5 protein-coding genes are annotated in these 6,313 nt (G+C 37.9%); 2 read left to right on the top strand and 3 right to left on the bottom strand.

Annotated features, from left to right (window positions below; all coding sequences use genetic code 11):
* Window positions 1-15: 15 nt before the first annotated feature.
* Window positions 16-819: an NADP-dependent oxidoreductase gene (locus tag ACQR30_RS08515; RefSeq protein WP_429734022.1), complete on the bottom strand. Its 804-nt coding sequence runs from the start codon at window positions 817-819 to the stop codon at window positions 16-18.
* Window positions 816-2,114, bottom strand: a complete 1,299-nt coding sequence (locus ACQR30_RS08510) for an NAD(P)/FAD-dependent oxidoreductase (RefSeq protein WP_429734020.1) — start codon at window positions 2,112-2,114, stop codon at window positions 816-818. The genes ACQR30_RS08515 and ACQR30_RS08510 overlap by 4 nt, the downstream gene beginning before the upstream one ends.
* Window positions 2,115-2,409: 295 nt before the next feature.
* On the opposite strand from ACQR30_RS08510, the gene tkt reads away from it, so the two are divergent.
* Window positions 2,410-4,410: a transketolase gene (gene tkt / locus ACQR30_RS08505; protein ID WP_429734018.1), complete on the top strand. Its 2,001-nt coding sequence runs from the start codon at window positions 2,410-2,412 to the stop codon at window positions 4,408-4,410.
* A gap of 212 nt (window positions 4,411-4,622) precedes the next feature.
* On the opposite strand, the gene mqnC is transcribed toward tkt, so the two are convergent.
* The gene (mqnC, locus tag ACQR30_RS08500) at window positions 4,623-5,747 is read right to left on the bottom strand and encodes a cyclic dehypoxanthinyl futalosine synthase (protein WP_429734016.1); all 1,125 of its coding nucleotides are present in this window, start codon (window positions 5,745-5,747) and stop codon (window positions 4,623-4,625) included.
* A gap of 247 nt (window positions 5,748-5,994) precedes the next feature.
* On the opposite strand from mqnC, the gene ACQR30_RS08495 reads away from it, so the two are divergent.
* A partial coding sequence (locus ACQR30_RS08495) for a M16 family metallopeptidase (protein WP_429734014.1) occupies window positions 5,995-6,313 on the top strand: 319 nt, incomplete at its 3' end.

Here is a 6,313-nt window from a genome sequence, read left to right as displayed (position 1 = left end):
CGTATAATCAGCGTTTCAGAGGTTTTTTTTCAATTTGCTGTCAAACTCAAGAGATTGAGCCATATAATTTTCCAGATGAATTTCTTTCTCACTAGTATCCATGTCTTCGGTAGCCACTGTGGTTATTAACCTCCCGCCTTTTTTTAATACTTTTAATGACTGTCGCTGTGTTTGGCCACCTATTAGATCCAGCACTAAATCGATTCCGCTTAATTTATCAAAATGACCATTTTTGTAATCAATTACTTCATCTGCGCCTAAGTCCTTGACGAAGGATTTATTTTTTTCTGAAGTGGTGCCGATTACATAAGCATTAAACCATTTTGCTAATTGAACCGCCATTGTGCCTACGCCTCCAGATGCAGCATGTATGAGAACGCGTTGCCCCGGCGTTAGTTTGCCATGATCGAATAACCCTTGCCACGCAGTGAGTCCGACCAAGGGAATTGTAGCTGACTCTATAAATGAGATGTTTTCAGGTTTTAAACATATCTCATTTTCTTTCACTGCTACATATTGCGCGTAAGCCCCATTCCTAGTAGGGGAGGGCCTTCCATACACAGAGTCTCCTACTTTGAAATTTTTAATATTCGTTCCGATGCTTGTAACTTCTCCCGCTAAATCCCATCCAAGAGTTAGGGGGAATTTGGTAGGAAATAAACTCTTTGCATGTCCTTCCCTGATTTTCCAATCAACGGGATTAACACTTGTTGCAAATACTTTGACGAGTAAATCATCATCCTGTATCTCAGGAATAGGCGCGTCCTCGTATTTTAATACTTCTTCGCCGCCAAACTCATGGATTCTTACTGCTTTCATAACTGATAAATTTGTTCATTAATATGTTTTTCTTCGCTGTTTTTTTCTTTTCTTCTAGGTCTAATAATTAATCTAATCGGTGGGTCGTTGGTAATAAAGCTCCAAGACCAGGAGAAAAATAATTTTATTTTATTTCTAAACCCAGCAATGGGTATAAGATGAATAAACAACCAAATAAACCAGGCGAATACACCTTTAAAAAAGCCGTGAGGTAAGTCCACTACTGCTTTGTATTTGGCAATTATAGCCATGCTGCCCTTATTTTTATAATGAAAGGGTTTAGGTGGTTCGCCATTTAAATGTCTAATAAAATTTTCGGCAAGATTATTTCCTTGCTGTATGGCGACCTGTGCCAATTGTGGATGGCCGTTTGGGTAATTTTTGTCAGTCGCTTGTAGGCATTGGTCTCCAATACAAAATACGTCTTTAACCTGCTTGAGTTCATTAAACTCGTCCACAATAAGGCGATTACTTTTTGCATAACAAGCATCTGGTAAGCCATTTATTAAAATAGATTTTACACCACTTGCCCAAATTAAATTGACTGTTTCGATTGATTCCCCATCTTTAAAAACGACCTTATTATTCTCGTAGCCCTTTACAGTAGTTTTCAGTTTTATTTTTATACCCATTGCTTCAAGAACCTTAAAAGCTTCTTTTTGCGCTTTTTTGCTCATTGATTTAAGCAAGGCATCTTCCATATCCACAATATAAATTTCTATGTTTTTGCATATTTCAATAGAATAATCTTTAGGAATAATTTTCTTTCGCATTTCTGCAAGCATTCCTGCGATTTCAACACCAGTCGGGCCACCGCCTGCGATTACAATGGTCGTATATTTTTTTATCTCGTTTAGATTAATGATTTGGCTGGCTTTTTCCAGGGAAAGTAACAGGTGGTTTCTTAAATGTATGGCATCATTGATGTTTTTCATGGGAATAGCATAGTCCTCAATATGATCTATCGCGTAATAGTTGGTAATTGCACCCATTGATAAAACTAAATAATCATAATTTAAATCACCATTTGAAGTGATTATCTTTTTCTCTTTATATAATATTTGCTCCAAAGCCCCCATAAAATATTGCACATTATTTTTTCTTTGAAACATTCTTCTGAAGGGATAAGCAATATTATAAGTTTCAATAAAAGCAGTAGACACCTGATAGAGTAAGGGCGGGAAAAAATGGTAATTGTTTTTATCGACAATTATAACTTCACAATAATTTTTTTTCATTAATTTTTTTGCCAATTTAATACCTGCAAATCCGCCGCCTATAATTACTATTCTCATGATGAATTTTATTAACTTGAAGTAAATAGTGTGGTTAACACCATCAAATGCTTCAATTTTTAAACCAAGCAGGGGTAATCGATAAAATTTATATGCTATGTCCATTTTGACAAGGCAATATTCACATTGTCTTCACTTTTAGTAGATAATTAGAAAGGTTCGTTTTAATAATTCGAGAAAAGTTTACCCAATTTGAGATAATGTTTTTCAAAGCAGAATTATCGTCCAGCAATAACCGTATATAATTAACGGCATATACTTTGTGCATTTAACTAATAATAAATTTAAAAACAAAATGAAAACAATAGAAAAATTAGGCATTGACACGGTAAGGGTACTGGCAGCCGATGCTGTACAAAAAGCCGATTCCGGACACCCGGGCACACCGATGGGACTGGCGCCGGTGGGCCATGTTTTATGGAATAGTTTTATGAATTATAATCCTAAAAACCCCAACTGGGAAAATAGGGATCGGTTTATTTTATCTTGTGGTCATGCCTGTTTGTTGCAATACATTTATTTATACCTAACGGGTTATGACGTGACGCTCGACGATCTTAAAAACTTCAGACAATTGCATAGTAAAACCGCAGGTCATCCCGAATACGGGTTATTGCCTGGAATAGAGGTTACTACAGGACCTTTGGGGCAGGGATTTGCCAATGGCGTGGGAATGTCCATCGCTCAAAAACATTTGGCCAAACGTTATAATAAACCCGGTTTTAATCTTTTTGATTATCATATTTACGCTATATGTAGCGATGGAGATTTAATGGAAGGAGTCTCCGCTGAAGCGGCTTCCATGGCCGGACACCTCGGATTGGGAAACTTGATTTATATTTATGACGATAACCAGATTACTATTGAGGGAGAGACTTCCCTAGCTTTTAGTGAAGACGTAACTGAACGATTTCAAGCGTATGGATGGCACGTGCAGTCTGTTACTGATGGAAACGACATTGGAGCAATTTCAACGGCAATAAAAAATGCACAAAAAGAGAAAGCACGTCCTTCATTAATAAAAGTAAGAACACATATTGGATTTGGTAGTCCAAATAAGGTCGACACGGCGGCTCCCCATGGTGCTGCTTTGGGCGAAGACGAAGTGAAACTGGTTAAGGAAAATCTTGGATTCGATCCTCAAAAATATTTTTCCGTAAATAAAGAAGTGTTGGAATTCTATGGAAAGAAAAAAAATGAAGGCAAGGAGAAAGAATCTGAATGGAATAAAATGTTCTTGTCCTATAAGAAGAGATATCCCGAGCAAGCAAAGGAGTATGAATGGTCTAAAGAAGGGAAATTACCTAAGAATTGGGATGAGGATGTTCCTGTTTTTTCTCCCGACGAAAAAGGGATGGCAACCAGAAAAGCTTCCGGTAAAATACTCAATATTTTAGCGACCAAGCTTCCTTTATTGATGGGGGGATCGGCAGATTTGGCACCCTCTACAGATACAAATTTAAATGAGGACACCTCTTTTACGAGCCAAAATTTTAGTGGAAGAAATTTTCATTTTGGCATAAGAGAACATGCTATGGGTGCCGTCTTAAATGGCATTGCACTAACAAAAGGTTTTATTCCTTTTGGAGGAACATTTTTAATATTCTCGGATTATATGCGACCGCCTATCAGGCTTGCTGCTATTATGGGTATTAAGCCCGTGTATATCTTTACGCACGACAGTATAGGCTTGGGCGAGGATGGAACAACGCATCAGCCTGTTGAACAATTAATAGGTTTAAGGTCGGTTCCCAATTTAACGGTTATTCGTCCGGCCGATGCCAATGAAACTGTTGTCGCTTGGCTTTACACATTAAAACATCAAGGTGGGCCTATTGCTATTATCCTTACACGACAGGCTATCCCTATTTTGGATCAGAAAAAGCTGGGTATCGCTAAAAATCTCGAAAAGGGGGCTTATATTTTATCAGACTGTTCTAATAATCCGGATATAATTTTAATGGCGACCGGTAGTGAAGTCCATCTAATATTAGAAGCTCAAAAGCAACTTTTAGCAAAGCATCATATAAATGCAAGAATAGTAAGCTTTCCCTCTTGGGAGCTCTTTGAAAAACAATCTACCTCTTATAAAGAATCAGTACTTCCCAAAAAGATAAGAAAGCGTTTGGCCGTGGAAGCAGGCTCACCGATAGGTTGGCAAAAATATACGACGGATGATGGTGCAACGCTGGGTATTGATAAGTTTGGAGAATCTGCACCTGGTAAAGAAGTAATGAAAGAATATGGTTTTTCCATTGAGAGTATTATCAATAAAGTTAAAAGGATGCTCAAGTAAAATATGTAAGAAGCCCTAAGATTTTTATTTCTTTAGGGCTTCTTGTAATAAAATTTAAAGGAGCTTGAATTCTGTTTAAGCCATTATAATTTGGGTTGATCTATAGTCCCTTATAGTTATTGGATTAGTTCTTAAATACTATGTACGTCATTCTTTCCCATCGTATTTCAAAATTCCAAACAAATTCGCTCCGATTATATTTTCGCTTTATTTTAGTAATCGATGACTTGTTCTTTAATCGTTTCGGGAATTTCACGCCATTCATATTGTTGGTTGCGTAATTGTGGTTCAAAACCTGCTTCCTGAATAGCATCTTGCATGGTTTTATAAGTGAAGCGGTGCGGTGCTCCAGCGGCACTCACAACGTTTTCTTCAATCATAATGCTGCCAAAATCGTTCGCACCTGCATGCAAACAAATTTGCGCCGTTTGCTTTCCTACAGTAAGCCAACTGGCCTGAATGTTTTTCACATTGGGTAACATAATCCTGCTCAATGCAATCATACGAATGTATTCATCCGAAGTAGTAAGGTTATGTACGCCACGGATGCGAGTCAAAAGTGTATCGACATCTTGAAATGTCCAAGGAATGAAGGCAAGGAAGCCCTTAGCATCGGCAGGTTTTAACGCCTGCACTTCACGAATCTTTACTAAATGTAGGAAACGTTCTTCAATCGTTTCGACATGACCAAACATCATCGTGGCACTCGTCGTAATATTTAGTTGATGCGCCTGTTTCATAATATTTAACCATTCCTCAGAACCGCACTTTCCTTTACTAATTAATCGACGAACCCTATCCACCAATATCTCCGCTCCGGCACCTGGCAATGAGTCCATCCCAGCTTTCTTCAATGCTTTTAATACCTCGTAATGACTCATCTTTTCGAGCTTACAGATATGCGCAACTTCCGGAGGACCTAAGGTGTGCAATTTAATAGTCGGAAATTCTTTTTTTATTGAACTGAAAGTATCCGTATAAAACTGCAATCCCAGATCAGGGTGATGGCCCCCTTGTAATAACAACTGATCACCACCAAGTTGTAAAGTTTCCTTAATCTTCTTGCGATAAGTAGCCATATCTGTGATATAGGCGTCTTTGTGGCCAGGTATGCGAAAGAAATTACAAAACTTACAGTTAGCCACACAGACATTGGTCGTATTGACATTTCGGTCTATCTGCCAAGTTACTTTTCCATGGGGAACTTGTTTTTTTCGTAGCTCATCTGCAATCAACATCAGATCAGTCAAAGCAGCATGGTGGTATAGATATACGCCTTCTTCTACTGAAAGAAAACCAAAATCCAATGCTTTTTTATATAATTCAGAAAGGTTCATTCGAAAATATTTATTGAGGGCAAAGGTACAAATTTATGCGAGAGAAATGTTGAAACACGACGAAAGGGACAGGGCTGACGCATAAATTTTAGCACCTGCTATCGTATCCAATAGGTAATCAGTATCCTAAGCAGCTACTCTTCAGCCACCCATCCTAGGAAACACTAAATAGGACATTTTTTATTACACGATAAATAAGATGCGTGTTTAATGCTTACCTTTACGCACTTTTTACAGAATTTAGACTATGATTAATTATTCAAGGTTTGTTTTAGATAATGGGTTACGTGTTTTGGTGCACGAAGATGATACAACACCCATGGCGGTAATGAACATAATGTACGATGTAGGGGCCAGAGATGAGAACCCCGAGAAAACTGGTTTTGCTCATTTGTTTGAGCATTTGATGTTTGGTGGAAGCATCAATATTGAAGACTATGATGAGCCATTACAAATGGCAGGTGGCGAGAATAATGCTTACACAACCAATGATTTAACTAATTATTATTGTTCGCTCCCGGCTGAAAATATTGAAACTGCTTTTTGGTTGGAAAGTGACAGAATGT

Source organism: Arachidicoccus sp. (assembly GCF_050436765.1).
In the GTDB taxonomy this organism is placed as follows: Bacteria; Bacteroidota; Bacteroidia; order Chitinophagales; family Chitinophagaceae; genus Arachidicoccus.
Note: the sequence above shows the minus strand (reverse complement) of the source record. Positions and strands in the feature narration are given on the sequence as shown.